General features: G+C 58.7%; 13 protein-coding genes. 8 read left to right on the forward strand and 5 right to left on the reverse strand.

Annotation, left to right across the window (positions count from 1 at the left end):
• Positions 1–95 precede the first annotated feature (95 nt).
• Entirely contained in the window at positions 96–470 is a 375-nt protein-coding gene (locus KGB18_RS28380; protein ID WP_123722202.1) for a tautomerase family protein, read from the forward strand.
• A gap of 70 nt (positions 471–540) precedes the next feature.
• On the opposite strand, the gene KGB18_RS28385 is transcribed toward KGB18_RS28380, so the two are convergent.
• Positions 541–774, reverse strand: coding sequence for a hypothetical protein (locus tag KGB18_RS28385; RefSeq protein WP_123722203.1), 234 nt, complete (start codon positions 772–774; stop codon positions 541–543).
• Positions 775–1,053: 279 nt separating this feature from the next.
• A complete protein-coding gene (locus KGB18_RS28390; protein ID WP_223570869.1) occupies positions 1,054–2,016 on the reverse strand; it encodes an AraC family transcriptional regulator ligand-binding domain-containing protein in 963 nt (320 codons plus the stop codon).
• 67 nt (positions 2,017–2,083) lie between these two features.
• On the opposite strand from KGB18_RS28390, the gene KGB18_RS28395 reads away from it, so the two are divergent.
• Together KGB18_RS28395 and KGB18_RS28400 are read left to right on the forward strand one after the other, a co-directional pair.
• Positions 2,084–2,938, forward strand: coding sequence for a sterol desaturase family protein (locus KGB18_RS28395; protein WP_223570870.1), 855 nt, complete (start codon positions 2,084–2,086; stop codon positions 2,936–2,938).
• On the forward strand, positions 2,935–3,528 hold the full coding sequence (locus KGB18_RS28400; protein WP_223570871.1) for an NADPH-dependent FMN reductase: 594 nt from the start codon (positions 2,935–2,937) through the stop codon (positions 3,526–3,528). The genes KGB18_RS28395 and KGB18_RS28400 overlap by 4 nt, the downstream gene beginning before the upstream one ends.
• A gap of 273 nt (positions 3,529–3,801) precedes the next feature.
• Here the strand turns inward: KGB18_RS28400 and KGB18_RS28405 are convergent, their stop codons facing one another.
• Positions 3,802–4,686, reverse strand: a complete 885-nt coding sequence (locus KGB18_RS28405) for a LysR substrate-binding domain-containing protein (protein WP_201060805.1) — start codon at positions 4,684–4,686, stop codon at positions 3,802–3,804.
• 158 nt (positions 4,687–4,844) lie between these two features.
• On the opposite strand from KGB18_RS28405, the gene KGB18_RS28410 reads away from it, so the two are divergent.
• Positions 4,845–7,880: an FAD-binding and (Fe-S)-binding domain-containing protein gene (locus tag KGB18_RS28410; protein ID WP_223570872.1), complete on the forward strand. Its 3,036-nt coding sequence runs from the start codon at positions 4,845–4,847 to the stop codon at positions 7,878–7,880.
• 107 nt (positions 7,881–7,987) lie between these two features.
• On the opposite strand, the gene katG is transcribed toward KGB18_RS28410, so the two are convergent.
• Entirely contained in the window at positions 7,988–10,276 is a 2,289-nt protein-coding gene (katG, locus tag KGB18_RS28415) for a catalase/peroxidase HPI (RefSeq protein ID WP_223570873.1), read from the reverse strand.
• Between the two features lie 543 nt (positions 10,277–10,819).
• On the opposite strand from katG, the gene KGB18_RS28420 reads away from it, so the two are divergent.
• Positions 10,820–11,191 carry a hypothetical protein gene (locus KGB18_RS28420; RefSeq protein WP_123722210.1) on the forward strand — a complete coding sequence of 124 codons (372 nt, stop codon included), beginning with the start codon at positions 10,820–10,822 and terminating at the stop codon, positions 11,189–11,191.
• A gap of 3 nt (positions 11,192–11,194) precedes the next feature.
• Positions 11,195–11,371: a DUF1289 domain-containing protein gene (locus KGB18_RS28425; RefSeq protein WP_038982653.1), complete on the forward strand. Its 177-nt coding sequence runs from the start codon at positions 11,195–11,197 to the stop codon at positions 11,369–11,371.
• A gap of 19 nt (positions 11,372–11,390) precedes the next feature.
• Here the strand turns inward: KGB18_RS28425 and KGB18_RS28430 are convergent, their stop codons facing one another.
• On the reverse strand, positions 11,391–12,284 hold the full coding sequence (locus KGB18_RS28430; protein WP_123722211.1) for a LysR family transcriptional regulator: 894 nt from the start codon (positions 12,282–12,284) through the stop codon (positions 11,391–11,393).
• 129 nt (positions 12,285–12,413) lie between these two features.
• Between KGB18_RS28430 and KGB18_RS28435 the strand changes: the two genes are divergently transcribed.
• Positions 12,414–13,835, forward strand: coding sequence for an MFS transporter (locus KGB18_RS28435; RefSeq protein WP_123722212.1), 1,422 nt, complete (start codon positions 12,414–12,416; stop codon positions 13,833–13,835).
• Between the two features lie 84 nt (positions 13,836–13,919).
• The gene (locus KGB18_RS28440) at positions 13,920–14,894 is read left to right on the forward strand and encodes a quinone oxidoreductase family protein (protein ID WP_223570874.1); all 975 of its coding nucleotides are present in this window, start codon (positions 13,920–13,922) and stop codon (positions 14,892–14,894) included.
• The last annotated feature ends 25 nt before the right edge of the window (positions 14,895–14,919 follow it).

Here is a 14,919-nt window from a genome sequence, read left to right on the forward strand (position 1 = left end):
CATTCAGGACTATGGTCGCCATTAAATCGGATATTCGGAATTGTCGCGACTTGATAGTTTTCTCCTGTCAGTGGGTTTTTCAGGAGTAGACCGTTATGCCATTTGCACGTATTTCATTGCACCGGGGAAAGTCTGCCGAGTATTTACAGGCCCTCTCACAGGGGCTGCACGACGCGTTGGTAGAAAGCTTCGAAGTGCCGATGGCCGACCGGTTCCAGGTCATTCACCAACATGAAGTGGGCGAACTGATATTTGATCCCGGCTACCTGGGCGGTCCGCGCAGCCATGACTTTGTGCTGATCGCAATTACTGCCGGTCGCCCTCGAGACATCGAGACGAAACAGCGTTTCTATCGCACCTTGGTCGAGAGACTGAGCCGAGCGCCAGGCATCGACTCTGAGGACGTCATGGTGGTGATTACCACTACCGCGGCAGATGAATGGTCGTTTGGTGGCGGGCGGGGCAACTAGTTTTCTATCAGGTGGGCAACAGCACGAGGGGCATCGGTCGCTCACCACCATCGGTGCCGAAGTTGTTCATTCAAACAGGTGCCCTGCGTAGATATCGCCGATACAAAACAACACCCATAACAACCGAAAGCAACCCAACCCCTACATTACCCAAAAGCCAAATTGCAAAGTTCCGGCTTTGGTCCGCATCACCCTCGTAGAACGGCCCAAAGTAGCTAGACGCTGCCACGAATATCAAATTAAACGCCCCGATGGCCAAGGCAACGATAAGGATGACGAACAATGTCCCTTTAACAATTTTCATATGACCTTCCAAAACCAAATAACCCCTGACGGCTAGCCGAGCAGAGGGTTCATATTGGCCGAAGACCTCTCAGAGGCCCATGGAAAAAATCGGAAGGTTCCTACCCCAATGAAGACTATGCCGATCGGATAGTCGATACGCTAATGATCGAATGGTTACAAAAGATCGCAGCCTGCGGCAGCTCCTACGGAGATGGCGTACCTCAGGGGAGCATCCGGTCGGCGTAGGAGCTGGCGAAGCCTGCGATCTTTTGATTTTCAGCGGTGTCGCAGATGCCAATTATTTAGCGTCCCGCCATCGACTTCGGGCATGGAGATAGGCAGTCAAATCGCTGTAGCCCAATTGAGCTGCAATCTCCGTCAACGACTCGCCTTGCAACTCAAGATGCAGTTCCAGTTCTGCACGAACCTGATCGAGTAATTGCCTGAAGGTCGTGCCTTGTTCTTCCAGGCGTCTGCGTAATGTTCTGGGCGTCTGGTGCAGCGCCTTTGCCAGATTGTCCAGATTTGGAGTTTCACCTTTCGCCAGAGATCGTCGCGCACCTTCGGCAACCTTGGCTGACCAACCGCTGAAGTTGCGATGCGCGGCAATCCGTCGATCCAGTTCCTGAGTCAATAACTCCAACATCCCGTGATGACGGGTTTGCATTGGCAGGCTCAAGCTTTGCGCATGGAAATAGAAGCGGTTAACCGGGCAGTCAAACTCGATGCGGTCTCCGAACCACTGGGCATATTGCTTGTAATACGACGGACGCGAATGCATGAATTTTGCCAGAATCGGCTGTACATCCTGCCCCGTTCCACGTCGCAATTGCGCGATGGACATCACGCCGTAGTGTTCGATGACATACCGCGCCAACTCTCCTGGCGCATCGACGCATAGCTCGATTCCGACGCCGTTTTCGTCATTCACCAACCTCACATTGTCGGTGTCCGATGCAAGCGGTGCGTACCGCGCCCAAAGGTGCATGGACGACAAAACGTCGGGGCTATACAGGCAAAGATGAGCCAGGACGTGCCAGTCCTGAGGCGTGAACAGGGCGAACAGTTTTAACCCGATCGCCGGATCAATGCGCGCCGCCTCGCGCCAAAGCTGATCCAGTTCGATCAGGCTGTAATCCGTGCTTTTTCGGGAAACCTGGCTGTCAAGAAAGCGCTCCAGCACTTGGCCCAGCCTGCCTCGATGAAAGCGCTGGGGCGGGCGATTGGCCGGTTCTAGCTCAATTCTGTCCATTTCGCGCATTGGGAGGGTTGACTCCTGGGTTTCTAATGACATGGCATTGCCCGCAAGGGCCTAAATCGAGAGTGCCATGAATACAATAATGCTCGCCAATAACCCTGCTGTAATCGTGGCCGGGATTTTCCTTGCCTTCATTTTGCTAGAGCTTGCCTGCTCCTCGTTTCGTCAGTCGTCAGGCGGTAAGCGTGACGTACTCATTGAAGTCGTCGGCTCCGGCATACTGGTGGCGGTCACATTCCCTTTAGTCATGTGGCTAAGTGGCAAGATACTAAGTCAGGCTGTACCGGAGATGAAGGACGCGTTGGCTGGAATCCCGTGGATTGCAGGATTTGTATTGTTTTTACTGCTGGATGACATGACCCAATACTGGTGGCATCGCCTGACTCACCGGGTTCCCGCACTTTATGCATTGCACCGTGCACATCATTCCGCACCCTATATGAGTGTCCGCATCGTCTATCGCAACAACAGTTTCTACTATCTTCTAATGCCCGGCATTTGGCTGTCTGGCATGCTGATATATCTTGGTCTTGCACCCATTTATTACGTTTATTTGATTCTGAAAATGACCGTGATCTTCGCTGCACACAGCAGCATTGCGTGGGACGACAGACTTTATCGCATCCCCGCGTTACGCCCACTTGTTTGGGTCTTGGAGCGAACCTTCTCTACACCCTCCACTCACTCTGCGCATCACGGTTTGACTGCCGAGGATGGCGTTACCCATTACAAAGGCAATTTTGGCAACCTGTTATTTCTTTGGGACGTACTGTTCGGAACCGCAAAAATCACCCGTCGGCGTCCGCCAGCCTACGGAATCGAACACTTGCCACCGATAAGCTGGAAAGAAGAATTGTTCTGGCCCATCGTGCGTTCCCGCCGTTCCGCACCCAAGGTAAACGCTAACCAGAAGGTGGCGCGATGAGTCGTCATATCGTTCTGCTGTCTGGATCGAACAGATCAAACAGTCAGTCAATCAAGGTCGCCAGGTATCTGCGCGACCGATTAGAGAAACTTGAGCTGTGTGACTCAAGCGAACTGATAGACCTTGCTTCCAGTCGGCTACCGCTTTGGCCAGAAGAAGACACCGACAGAGTCTGGAGTGCCCAGCAATCCATCCTCAAAAAAGCGACGGCACTGATCGTGATCAGCCCTGAGTGGAATGGCATGGCTTGCCCAGCCCTGAAAAACTTCTTTTTGTACGCAGGGCTCGGTGAACTTGGACATAAGCCTGCGCTGTTGGTGGGCGTTTCGGCAGGACTTGGTGGGGCCTATCCAATTGCCGAGTTACGTGCATCGAGCTACAAAAATAGCCGGATCCTGTATTTGCCTGAACAACTCATCATCAGAAACGTAGAGTCGATGTTAAACAGCGAAGAGCCTTCAGATGAAAGTGATAGTCGGATTCGGGAACGGGCCGACTGGACTCTGCAAATACTTGGCCAATACGATGCAGCTTTACGCACCATACGACCTGCAATCGAACATCGACCAGAGTTCTCTACCGGGATGTAAAGCCACAGGAAATTCGGGGGTTGTTCGGGCTCGGCGTCGGTCTGATCCGTATTTTTCCAGGCTATCTGCATCTGTAATGGGATCAGCCTCCGGCTCACAATGACAGCACGGTCAGCAGTCGCGGTAGCCGCTGCACCGCAAACTCATAACGTAGGAGGCCCCATGGGCAAGATGGCATTTTTCCTGGGCGGATTTCTGGTGTTGACCATTTTGATTGGTGCGCTTGCCACGATTTCTCCGGTGTAAGGAGAGGTTGGTTGCTCATGCGCGCGTTCATATCTGTTCCAGCAACCAGGTACGAAACGCGATCAGTGACGGCAGCATTTCGTTGCGCGGCGGGTAGGTCAGGTAGTAACTGCGCTGACTGGCGAAGGGCTGGTCCAGGCTGATCAGCTCTGAGTTGGCCAATTCGTCGGCCACCAGAATACGAGGCACCAGACCTATTCCGATGCCGGCTCTGACGGCCTGGATCAAGTGTGAGGTGAGTTCGAAACTCGGCCCCAGGCGCATCATTCGATGGGGCAAGCCGTGGTGGCTGAACCACTCGCCCCAGACGTTGGGATTATTCGCTACGTTGAGCAGCGTCTGCCCGCCAATGCGCTCCGGGGTCCAGGCGTCATGGGCCTTGGCCGCTTGTGGAGAAATGATCACCATCAGTTCTTCTGTATGCAGGCGATGGCTGATCAAGCCCGGTAAGTCGGCATTGCTGACGACGATCGCGGCATCGATGCCGCTGGTTTCAAAGTCAATGGCGTCGATCCGGGAATTGATGTGCACCAGCATGCCGGGATGGGTTTTGTAGAAATCATGAAGGCGCGGCAATAACCACTTCGAGCCGAAGGTCGGCAATGTGGCCAGGCGCAACGTGCCGCTGCCTGATTGATAAGCCATGGCCTGCAACGTGGCGCTGCGGATGCGTCCGAGTGCTTCGCTCATTTCCCGCTGATAAAGACGACCGACATCGGTCAACTGCACCTGTCGACCTTCACGGCGAAACAGCGTCAGGCCCAGTTGCTGCTCCAGCGCCTGGACTTGGCGGCTGACTGCGCTTTGGGTCAGCGAGAGTTCCATCGCGGCGCGGGTGTAGCTTTCATGTCGGGCGGCGGCTTCAAAGGCCAGCAGCAACGACATCGAGGGGGTGAGGTGGCGGTAATTCATTCGTAAAAGTCATCGATAGCGGCAGGATTATCCGTTTGTCTGGCACCAGAACCTGCAGGATCATTGGTGCAGCCGACGACCTGAGGCTGACCTATTAATGCTCAGGCGACAAGTGTTTTGATTTTTCCGTGATTAGACCTACAAGAGACCATCCTGCGATGATCGCCCAGTTGACGACCGTTGAACCCGCGGCACAGTACCCGGAATTTCTGCAAGCCCTGCGCGCCAGCGGCTTCCGTGGTCAGCTCAGCGCCGACTATGCCACTCGGACCGTGCTGGCGACCGACAACTCGATTTATCAGCGACTGCCGCAAGCGGCGGTGTTCCCCTTCGACGCGGACGATATCGTGCGCATCGCGACATTGATGGCCGAACCACGCTTTCGCCAGATCAAGCTGACCCCACGAGGCGGCGGCACCGGGACCAACGGCCAGTCATTGACCGATGGCATCGTGGTCGACCTGTCGCGGCACATGAACACTGTCCTCGAAATCAACGTCGCCGAGCGTTGGGTGCGGGTGCAGGCGGGCGTGGTCAAGGACCAGCTGAATGCTGCGCTCAAGCCTCATGGATTGTTTTTCGCCCCGGAGCTGTCGACCTCCAACCGCGCCACCGTGGGCGGCATGATCAACACGGACGCCAGCGGCCAGGGCAGCTGCACCTATGGCAAGACCCGCGATCATGTTCTGGAACTGCACAGCGTACTGCTCGGTGGTGAGCGTCTGCACAGCCAGCCTCTGTCCGACGCGGAGCTGGAGGTGGTGTGTACACAGCCCGGCCGCATCGGTGAGGTGTACCGCACCGCGCGGCACATTCAGGAAACCCAGGCTGACCTGATCGAGTCGGTGTTCCCCAAACTCAACCGCTGCCTGACGGGTTACGACTTGGCGCACCTGCGTGACGAGCACGGACGCTTCAACCTCAATAGCGTGCTGTGCGGTGCGGAAGGATCGTTGGGCTACATCGTCGAAGCCAAGCTCAACGTGCTGCCGATTCCCAAGTATTCGGTGTTGGTGAACGTACGCTACGGCAGCTTCATGGATGCGCTGCGCGACGCCAACGCGCTGTTGGCGCACAAGCCGCTGTCCATCGAAACCGTGGACTCCAAAGTGTTGATGCTGGCAATGAAAGACATTGTCTGGCACAGCGTCGCCGAGTATTTCCCGACGGACGCCGAGCGCGCGACGCTGGGCATCAATCTGGTGGAGTTCAGCGGGGAAGACCTGACGCAAGTGAACGCTCGCGTGGCGTCGTTCGTGGAGCATCTGCAGGCCGACACGACGATCGAGCGGTTGGGCCACACGTTGGCCGAAGGTGCCAAGGCAGTGACCCGTGTATACGCCATGCGTAAACGTTCGGTCGGGCTACTGGGCAACGTTGAGGGCGAGATTCGTCCGCAACCGTTTGTGGAAGACACCGCCGTGCCGCCGGAGAAACTGGCCGACTACATTGCTGAGTTCCGTGCCTTGCTCGACAGCCATGGCCTGGCCTATGGCATGTTCGGTCACGTCGACGCGGGTGTGTTGCATGTGCGCCCGGCGCTGGACATGAAAGACCCGGCCCAGGCCGCGCTGGTCAAGCCGATTTCCGATGCCGTGGCCGAGCTGACCCGGCGTTATGGTGGCCTGCTGTGGGGCGAGCACGGCAAGGGATTGCGTTCGGAATATGTCCCTGCGTTTTTTGGCGAGCTGTACCCGGCGCTGCAATCGCTCAAGGGCGCGTTCGATCCACACAATCAGCTCAACCCTGGCAAGATCTGCACTCCGCCGGATGCCGCCCAAGGCTTGCTCAAAGTTAACGAAGTGACGTTGCGCGGTGAGCTGGATCGGCAAATCGACGAGCGTGTCTGGCAAAGTTTCGGCACCGCTGTGCACTGCAACGGTAACGGCGCTTGCTACAACTACGACCCCGACGATGCGATGTGCCCATCGTGGAAAGCCACCCGTGAACGCCAGCATTCGCCAAAGGGCAGGGCGTCATTGATTCGCGAATGGTTGCGCCTGCAAGGCGCGGCCAATATTGATGTATTGGAAGCGGCGCGGGGCAAGTTGTCGTGGTTGAGCGGGTTGCCAACGAGGGTACGCAATAACCTGGCGCGCTCGCGCGGCGAGGCGGATTTCTCCCATGAGGTGTACGACGCGATGGCGGGCTGTCTGGCCTGTAAATCCTGTGCCGGACAATGCCCGGTCAAGGTCAATGTCCCGGAATTCCGATCGCGTTTTCTGGAGCTCTATCACGGTCGCTATCAACGTCCGCTTCGCGATTACCTGATCGGCTCGCTGGAGTTCACCATTCCTTACATGGCCTACGCGCCGGGCCTGTACAACGCGGTAATGGGCTCAAAATGGATGAGCCGCTTGCTTGAGCGACACGTCGGCATGCTCGACAGCCCGCTGATCAACCGTTACGACTTGCAGGCCACGTTGACCCGCTGCAAGGTCGTTGTCGCCAGCGTGCCAGCCCTGCGCGAGCTCACCGTCGCGCAACGTCAGCGCAGCGTGGTGTTGGTGCAGGACGCGTTCACGCGTTACTTCGAAACCCCGTTGCTGGCGAGCTTTATCCAGTTGGCGCATCAGTTGGGCTATCGCGTGTTTCTGGCGCCCTATAGTGCCAACGGCAAGCCTTTGCATGTACAAGGCTTCCTCGGCGCATTCGCCAAAGCGGCGATCCGTAACGCCAGTCAACTCAAGGCGCTAGCTGACTGCGAGGTACCGCTGGTGGGTCTGGATCCGGCGATGACGCTGGTCTACCGCCAGGAATACCAGAAAGTTCCGGGGCTCAATGATTGCCCAAAGGTTTTGCTACCCCAGGAATGGCTCTTCGATGTGTTGCCTGACAACCCGAACCCCGCGACTCAGACATTCCGTTTGTTGGCGCACTGCACCGAGAAGACCAATGTGCCGGCCAGTACTTCGCAATGGGAAGCAGTGTTTGCCCGGCTTGGACTCAAGTTGGTGACTGAGGCGACTGGCTGTTGTGGCATGTCCGGTACCTACGGCCATGAAGCACGCAATCAGGACACCTCGCAAACCATTTTTGAGCAGTCATGGGCCGGTAAGCTGGACAAGACGGGAGAAGCACTGGCAACGGGTTACTCTTGTCGCAGTCAGGTAAAGCGTCTCGCCAACAGGCAACTGCGCCACCCACTGGAAGTGGTGTTGGAGCATGCGCTATCGAAAATTCTGGCGCACTAAATCCTGCAAATGGCTGCCTGAGGGGCAGCTTCTGGCCGATAGATCACCAAAAACCACAACGCCTCCACACAGGGAGGCGTTGCGGGTTTTCAGCAATATTGCTCAGATCATCTCAAATCAAACCGATCCAGATTCATCACCTTGTCCCAAGCCGCGACGAAGTCTTTCACAAACTTCTCCTTCGCATCGTCGCAGGCATAGACCTCAGCCAATGCCCTCAACTGCGCATTCGAGCCAAACACCAGATCAACACGCGTACCGGTCCATTTAAGGTCGCCGGTTTTCCGATCGCGTCCTTCAAACTCTTCATTGGCCTCCGATACTGGTTTCCATTCCACGCTCATATCGAGCAGGTTTTTGAAGAAGTCGTTGGTCAACGCTTCTGGCTGTTTGGTGAAGACGCCATGCTGGGTTTGTCCGACGTTGGTATTGAGCACGCGCATCCCACCAATGAGCGCGGTCATTTCTGGCGCGGTGAGTGTCAGCAGTTGCGCCTTGTCGATCAGTAAGGCCTCGGCCGGTACGCTGTAGCGGGATTTGAGGTAGTTACGGAAGCCATCGGCGGCGGGTTCGAGGAACCCGAAGGATTCGACGTCCGTTTGTTCTTGCGAGGCGTCCATCCGTCCCGGTGTGAACGGCACCGTCACGGTGTAGCCAGCATTTTTCGCCGCCTGTTCGACACCGGCACAACCGGCCAGCACGATCAGGTCTGCCAGCGAGATTTTCTTGCCGCCGCTGTTGAACTCGTTCTGGATGCTCTCGAGTTTCGCCAGTACGCTCGCCAGTTGCTCAGGCTGGTTGGCCTGCCAGGATTTCTGTGGGGCTAGGCGCAGACGTCCGCCGTTGGCGCCGCCGCGTTTGTCGGAGCCGCGGAAGGTGGAGGCCGCTGCCCAAGCGGTCGACACCAGTTGCGAGACCGACAGCCCCGAGGCCAGGAGTTTGCCTTTGAGTGCGGCGACGTCGCTGTCGTTGACCAAGGCATGGTCAACCTCCGGAATCGGGTCTTGCCACAGCAGTTCTTCGTTGGGCATTTCCGGGCCGAGGTAGCGGGAGAGGGGGCCCATGTCGCGGTGGAGGAGCTTGAACCAGGCGCGGGCGAATGCGTCGGCCAACTGGTCCGGGTTCGCCAGGAAGCGCCGTGAAATCGGCTCATAGATCGGGTCGAATCGCAGGGACAGGTCCGTGGTCAGCATGGTCGGATTACGCCGCTTCGACGGGTCGTGAGCATCCGGAATAATGCCCGCACCAGCACCGCCTTTCGCCGTCCACTGGTGGGCGCCCGCCGGGCTCTTGGTCAGTTCCCACTCGAAACCGAACAGGTTTTCCAGGTAGTTGTTGCTCCACTTGGTGGGTGTGGTGGTCCAGGTCACTTCCAGGCCGCTGGTGATGGTGTCGCCGCCCTTGCCGCTGCCGAAGGTGCTCTTCCAGCCCAGGCCTTGAGCTTCGAGGCCAGCGGCTTCGGGCTCGGCACCGACGTTGTCGGCAGGGCCGGCGCCGTGGGTCTTGCCGAAGGCGTGGCCGCCGGCGATCAGCGCCACGGTTTCTTCGTCATTCATCGCCATGCGCCCGAAGGTCTCGCGGATGTCCACCGCAGCAGCGACCGGATCGGGGTTGCCTTCCGGGCCTTCCGGGTTGACGTAAATCAGGCCCATTTGCACCGCGGCGAGCGGGTTCTCCAGGTTGCGTCCTCCGTCGGTACGGCTGTCCTCATTTTCCCCCGGCTCAGCAACGAGTGGGCCTTCGCCGGGTTCTTGCATGGGTTCCTTTTTGTCTTTTTCATAGCGGGTGTCGCCGCCCAGCCACTTGTTTTCCGAGCCCCAGTAGACGGCCTCATCCGGTTCCCAAACGTCTGGCCGACCGCCGGAAAAGCCGAAGGTCTTGAAGCCCATGGATTCCAGCGCGACGTTACCGGTGAGCACGATCAGGTCGGCCCAGGAGATGTTGCGACCATACTTTTGCTTGATCGGCCAAAGCAGCCGGCGCGCCTTGTCGAGGCTGACGTTGTCCGGCCAACTGTTGAGTGGTGCGAAGCGCTGCTGACCGGAACCGGCACCGCCACGACCGTCACCGGTGCGGTACGTGCCGGCGCTGTGCCAGGCCATGCGAATAAACAGCGGCCCATAGTGACCGAAGTCTGCCGGCCACCAGTCTTGCGAATCGGTCATCAGCGCGTTCAGGTCTTGCTTGAGCGCCTGAAAGTCCAGGTTTTTGAACGCTTCGGCGTAGTTGTAGCCCTCATCCGTGGGGTCGGACAGCCGCGAATTCTGGTGCAGGATCTTCAGATTCAGTTGGTTCGGCCACCAATCGCGGTTTGTCGTACCACCGCCCGCGGCGGCGTGATTGAACGGGCATTTCGATTCATTTGCCATGTGTGCGCTACCTTTGGTCGTATTCATCCGGCTATCCGGCCCGGGGTGGGCGCGCAATAGCGACGAGCGAAATCAATGACATAGGCTGCAGGGCCAGCAGTTCGATCAATTGATCGTCGTGGTCACGCGGGAAGTCTGGAGAGCAGCAATCGAGTTGCCAGCACGGTGGCCCACGGCAAGCCTAGTACGCTTCTGACTCATTCGTATCTTTTATCAAGTCTCAACCGGCCAGCTAACGCCAGCGCTCCAATAAGGTTAGACGCCTATAAAGCAGTCAGCTAATAGGTGGAGTATTGGGGGGTGATAGGCATTTTCTTTTGTCTGGCCCCTCGCAATATTAATCATCGGCGTTTCCATGGCTGGGATCTGCGGTGAGTGTTTGGGCCTCTTCGCGGGCAAGCCACGCTCCCACAGGTTTTTGTGTCGTTTGTATGATCGTGTTTCAACACAAAACCTGTGGGAGCGTGGCTTGCCCGCGATGACGGCGGCACAGACACAGCAACTCTCGGATCAGCCCGGTATCGTATGATGAGCCCCTTCCATCGACGCCCACCCAAGGACCCTTACTCGATGTCTTTAAGCAAACGCGATCAGGCCCATATCGAACGTCGCCTGGTCGCCACCCTGACCGAGGCGTGTGAAACCGCCAAAGCGGAAATAGTCGGGTTCTGCTGGCTGACCCACGAAATCGATTACGCGGTCTTTCCTTCCAGCCTGCGGGTGATCTGGGTCTTCGATACGCAGGCCAATAAAGACCTGGCACTGGCGAGCGGGCAGGGCGAGCGCATGGTCGAACTGACGGCCGTGGCGTTAAGCGAAGCGGACGTTCTCGTCAGCCCGGTAGCGGCCCATGTGCAGTTTGATTCTGAAGAACAATGTCAGCGCGCCAATGCCGGCAACTGGCAGCAACGCCTGGCGCCCAAGCGCTCGACGCGGGGTTGAAACGTGGCCAAGGATATCGAAAATCCGTGTGTTTCCATTTGCCAGCTGAGCGGTGAACTGTGTGTCAGTTGTGGCCGCACCAAGGACGACATCAGAAAATGGAAACGCATGAAGCGCCCGGAAAAAATGGCGGCGGTGCAGCGGGCGAGTTTGCGGTTGAAGGGGCTGCAGAAAAAATGAAGCGGTCAAGGGTGAAACTCTAGGACTGCGCACAAACCTCCCGAACACATTCACGCAGCCATCGATGTGCAGAGTCGGCATCCATTCTTGGGTGCCAGAGCATCGAAATGGTGATCGGCGGCAGGTCGAACGGAAGGGCGAAACTGTGCAGACCGGCGCGCAGGTTTCGGGTGTGTTGCGCGGGCACGGTGGCGATCAGGTCGGAGGCGCGAGCCAGCGCCAGCGCGGCCGAGAAGCCGCCGACGATGGTGGTGATCTCGCGCTCCAGTCCCAGCCCTTTCAAGGCTTCATCCATCGGCCCTTTATCGAGCCCGCGTCGCGAGACCAGGATGTGCCTGCCGGCGGCATAACGGGAGGCGGTGACCTCGCCCTGGCTCAGCGGATGCCCCGTGCGCACAACGCCGATGAAGCGATCTTCGAACAACGCACGGGTGCGCACTTCCGGGCTCGTCGTGCCGCCGACCACGCCGGTTTCCAGGTCGACGGAACCGTCGCGAAGCGCGGCGCTGTCCTTGTTCAGCTTCTGCACAAAGTGCAAGCGCACGCCGGGTGCTTGTTCACTGACGCGGGCAATCAGCGCCGGGCCGAAGTTTTCGACGAAACCGTCGCTGGTACGCAGCGTGAACGTTCGCACCAGTTGCTTGAGGTCGAGCTGTTCGGCGGGGCGCAAAACGGCTCCGGCATCTTGCACCAATCGACTGACGTGTTCGCGCAGTTCGAGTGCTCGGGGCGTCGGCACCAGCCCGCGTCCGGCCCGGACCAGCAGCGGGTCGCCCGTCGTTTCACGCAATCGCGCCAGCGCCCGGCTCATGGCCGACGGGCTCAGGCGCAGTCGTTGGGCGGCGCGTGCGACGCTGCCTTCTGCGAGCAGCACATCCAGGGTAATCAGCAAATTCAGGTCGGGAGTCGTCATGCCCTCAACGTTAGCACGGCGTGCGAGTGATATGGCGTCAAACGCAACTATCAAGTGCAAATCATGCGTCTTCCGCCATATCACGCCCGGGCATACGCTGCTGATCTACCTTTCAGATGTGGCCAGACAATGAAACTCATCACCCAATCAGGTTCGGTCCGCTGGGCGCTCGCCAGTCTTTCGCTGTCGATGTTGATGCCCTCACTCGACACCAGTATCGCCAATGCGGGATTGCCGACACTGGCCCAGGCGTTCGATGCTTCCTTTCAGCAAGTGCAATGGATTGTTCTGGCGTATCTGCTGGCGATCACCACGCTGATTGTCAGCGTCGGACGACTGGGCGACATGGTCGGTCGTCGACGTTTGCTGCTGGCGGGCATCGGCATTTTCACCCTGTCATCGCTGGCCTGTGGTGCCGCGCCGTCGCTTTGGTGGCTGGTCGGTGCCCGGGCGGTGCAGGGGCTCGGGGCGGCGATCATGTTGGCGCTGACCGTGGCGTTTGTCGGCGAGACGGTGCCGAAAGCGCAGACCGGCAGTGCCATGGGGCTGCTCGGCACGATGTCGGCGATTGGCACCACGCTGGGGCCGTCACTCGGTGGGATGTTGATCGCGGGCCTTGGTTGGCAGGCGATTTTTCTGATCAACGTGCCGCTGGGTGTTCTGAATATTTGGCTCGTGTATCGCTATTTGCCGGCGGATTTTCAGCGGTCGAAAACGCAGCGGGAGGGTTTCGACAAGGCCGGCACGTTGCTGCTGGCGCTGACGCTCGGGGCGTATGCGCTGGCCATGACGATCGGGCACGGTGATTTGGGGGCGCTCAATATTGCGCTGCTGCTGACGGCTGTTGTCGGCGCCGGGATTTTCATATTTGTCGAGGCCAGGGTTGCCTCGCCATTGATTAAATTGGCGCTGTTCCGGGAGCCGGGATTGAGCGCAAGCCTGGCCATGAGCACGCTCGTTTCGACGGTGATGATGGCGACGCTGGTGGTCGGGCCGTTTTATCTTTCGGGTGCGCTTGGCCTAGGTACAGCGCTTGTCGGACTTGCCTTGTCGGTCGGTCCGTTGGTGGCGGCGCTGACCGGGGTGCCGGCCGGTCGCCTGGTGGACCGTTTTGGCACTCGGCGCATGACCCTCGTCGGGCTCGTCGCAATGGCGCTCGGCACGGGGGCTTTATCGATGATGCCGGCGGGTTTCGGCATCCTCGGTTACCTCGCGCCCATTGTGGTGATCACGGCCAGCTACGCGTTGTTCCAAGCGGCCAACAACACCGCGATCATGACCGACATCCGTCCGGATCAGCGCGGCGTGATTTCCGGCCTGCTCAGCCTGTCGCGCAATCTCGGGCTGATCACCGGGGCCTCGGTCATGGGCGCTGTGTTTGCCTTTGCCTCGGCGACAGCAGACATCACCACGGCATCTCCCGCCGCCATCGCCAACGGTATGCGGATAACGTTTGCCGTCGCCGTGGTCTTGATCGTCCTGGCCCTGGTTGTCGCGCTGACGCTGCGAGTTTCACACTGCTGCACTGCATGCAGTAATGAACTGCAATGAAGCTATATTGTTCGCTTTAAATTGAATGCCGATACTTCAATCACATCGCGCAGATGGGCTGCGCTGAAGTGAAGGAGTCAGGCAATGGTTTCTGTCGTTCGTATCGCACACACTGGCGCACCTGAGGTGATGACCATCGAACAAGTGCCGACGCGTGAGCCGGGGCCGGGTGAAGTCTGGCTGGAGCAGGAGGCGATTGGCGTCAATTTCCTCGATGTGAGTCAGCGCAAGGGTGCCGTACCGCTGCCATTGCCGTCGGGTCTGGGCCTTGAAGGGGCGGGCCGGGTTGCCGCCATCGGCGCGGGAGTGAGCAACGTCAAGGTGGGTGATCGGGTGGCCTACGCAACAGGGCCTATTGGCGCTTACGCCAGTGCGCGCCTGTTTCCGGCCGAGCGGCTGGTGCCGATTCCCGACGCGTTGACGGCTGAAGAGGCCGCCGCTGTATTGTTCAAAGGCATTACCGCGCAGTACTTGCTGAAGACGACTTATCCGGTCGGCCCCGGCACCACCCTGGTTCTGTATGGCGTAGCGGGCGGCCTCGGGCAGATCATGGCAACGTGGGCCAAACACCTGGGCGCTTTTGTCATCGGCATTGTGTCCCGGGCCGAAAGTATCGAGACAGCCAAGGCGCTGGGCTGTGATGCGGTGCTGGTGTTCAATGCCCAGACACTGGCCGCGGATGTCGCGGAGATCACCCACGGCAAGAAAGCCGATGTGGTCTACGATCCCATCGGGCGGGTGTCGTTCGAAGCGTCGCTCGACTGCTTGCGACCGCGTGGGTTGATGGTGTCTTTCGGGGCATCCTCCGGAGCGCCGACAGCGGTCGAAGTGGGCACGCTCAATGCCAAGGGCTCGTTGTTCCTGACCCGTCCTTCACTCGCCGCGCACACCACGGATATCGCCGAATACCGGCAACGGGCCGAGGATGTACTGGCTGCGGTCGAGGCGGGCATAATCAAGCCCGGCATCTGGGGCCGCTATGCATTGGCCGATGTGGCCAAGGCTCATGCCGATCTGGAAGGCGGCCAATCTCGCGGAGCGATCGTCCTCAAACCCTGATCGTCTGTTACTTGAAAAAAGAGTG

The sequence above is a fragment of the Pseudomonas sp. BF-R-26 genome (assembly GCF_019947395.1).
GTDB classification, from domain to species: domain Bacteria; phylum Pseudomonadota; class Gammaproteobacteria; order Pseudomonadales; family Pseudomonadaceae; genus Aquipseudomonas; species Aquipseudomonas farris.

Excerpts from the sequence above, each read along its gene's own strand:
- KGB18_RS28380 (WP_123722202.1), top strand. The coding sequence starts at position 96 with ATGCCATTTGCACGTATTTCATTGCACCGGGGAAAGTCTGCCGAGTAT.
- KGB18_RS28385 (WP_123722203.1), bottom strand. The coding sequence starts at position 774 with ATGAAAATTGTTAAAGGGACATTGTTCGTCATCCTTATCGTTGCCTTG.
- KGB18_RS28390 (WP_223570869.1), bottom strand. The coding sequence starts at position 2,016 with ATGCGCGAAATGGACAGAATTGAGCTAGAACCGGCCAATCGCCCGCCC.
- KGB18_RS28395 (WP_223570870.1), top strand. The coding sequence starts at position 2,084 with ATGAATACAATAATGCTCGCCAATAACCCTGCTGTAATCGTGGCCGGG.
- KGB18_RS28400 (WP_223570871.1), top strand. The coding sequence starts at position 2,935 with ATGAGTCGTCATATCGTTCTGCTGTCTGGATCGAACAGATCAAACAGT.
- KGB18_RS28405 (WP_201060805.1), bottom strand. The coding sequence starts at position 4,686 with ATGAATTACCGCCACCTCACCCCCTCGATGTCGTTGCTGCTGGCCTTT.
- KGB18_RS28410 (WP_223570872.1), top strand. The coding sequence starts at position 4,845 with ATGATCGCCCAGTTGACGACCGTTGAACCCGCGGCACAGTACCCGGAA.
- katG (WP_223570873.1), bottom strand. The coding sequence starts at position 10,276 with ATGAATACGACCAAAGGTAGCGCACACATGGCAAATGAATCGAAATGC.
- KGB18_RS28420 (WP_123722210.1), top strand. The coding sequence starts at position 10,820 with ATGTCTTTAAGCAAACGCGATCAGGCCCATATCGAACGTCGCCTGGTC.
- KGB18_RS28430 (WP_123722211.1), bottom strand. The coding sequence starts at position 12,284 with ATGACGACTCCCGACCTGAATTTGCTGATTACCCTGGATGTGCTGCTC.
- KGB18_RS28435 (WP_123722212.1), top strand. The coding sequence starts at position 12,414 with ATGAAACTCATCACCCAATCAGGTTCGGTCCGCTGGGCGCTCGCCAGT.
- KGB18_RS28440 (WP_223570874.1), top strand. The coding sequence starts at position 13,920 with ATGGTTTCTGTCGTTCGTATCGCACACACTGGCGCACCTGAGGTGATG.